Below are 1,020 nucleotides of genomic sequence, written 5' to 3' on the forward strand. Positions count from 1 at the left end.
TACAGCATATTCCATGTATATATGATACACTGTATTTAGTACATAAGCGAAAAAAATGAAACCTTATTCGATCGAGTTGCGTGAGAAAATAGTTAAAATTTATGAACAAGGTGATACCTCGATTAGAAAAGTAGCCGCCAGATTTGATGTGAGTAAAGGGTTTGTTCAAAAAATCTTAAAACAAAAACAAACCATTGGTCATGTTCAACCCAGAAAACAAGGTGGAAGTCTTAAAAGTGTGTTAAACTCACGCACAACTGAATTGATCCAGATGGTAGAAAAATATCCGGATAGCACGTTGTCAGAATATTGTGAATATTGGCTTATGAACTACAAGGAAGCTGTCAGCCCTAGCATGATGTGTCGTGAATTACAAAAACAAAATTTAACGCGAAAAAAAAGACCATACGCAGTAGTCAGGCTGCCACTGAAAGAGTGCAAATTCTGAGGTGTGAATATTGGGAAAAAGTGAAAAATATTGACCCTGACAACCTCGTTTTTTTGGATGAAATGGGCGTTTTATTAGGGTTAACACGAACCCATGCACGTTCTATATGTGGTAGTAGAGTCTACGATTTAAAACCATTTTATCGGGGCGCCAAAGTCACAGTTGTCGGAGCAATTAGCTTAAACAAAGTAGTAGGATTAATGACGCTCAATGGGTCAATGGATGGTAGAGCTTTTGAAGTCTTTATTGAACATTTTTTAGTCCCCAACTTATGGGAGGGTGCAGTAGTTGTTATGGATAATCTACCTGCTCACAAGTTGGGGACTATTGAACCATTGATACAAGCCGCTGGTGCTAGTTTACTGAACTTATCACCCTATTCTCCCGATTTCAATCCTATAGAATTATGGTGGTCGCAACTCAAATCTTTTTTACGTCAGTTCTCACCAACCACCACCAAGATGGTTGACATCTTGCTGGCTACTGCCCTTGATTTGGTCAATCCTAAGCACTTTAAAAACTGGTTTACAAGCTGCTGCTACTGTACTTCATAAACCTGGAATACGCTGTAA

The 1,020-nt window shown here is 38.6% G+C and carries 2 protein-coding genes; both read left to right on the forward strand.

Annotated features, from left to right (window positions below; translation table 11 throughout):
- The first annotated feature begins 55 nt into the window (after positions 1 to 55).
- Positions 56 to 448 carry an IS630 transposase-related protein gene (locus QUB12_RS37440; protein ID WP_333301386.1) on the forward strand — a complete coding sequence of 131 codons (393 nt, stop codon included), beginning with the start codon at positions 56 to 58 and terminating at the stop codon, positions 446 to 448.
- A gap of 20 nt (positions 449 to 468) precedes the next feature.
- Complete coding sequence (locus tag QUB12_RS37445; protein WP_333301383.1) at positions 469 to 1,002, forward strand: transposase; 534 nt, start codon at positions 469 to 471, stop codon at positions 1,000 to 1,002.
- Positions 1,003 to 1,020: the final 18 nt, after the last annotated feature.

It is taken from the genome of Microcoleus sp. B7-D4, from assembly GCF_036705125.1.
Lineage (GTDB): Bacteria > Cyanobacteriota > Cyanobacteriia > Cyanobacteriales > Microcoleaceae > Microcoleus.

Excerpts from the sequence above, each read along its gene's own strand:
- QUB12_RS37440 (WP_333301386.1), top strand. The coding sequence starts at position 56 with ATGAAACCTTATTCGATCGAGTTGCGTGAGAAAATAGTTAAAATTTAT.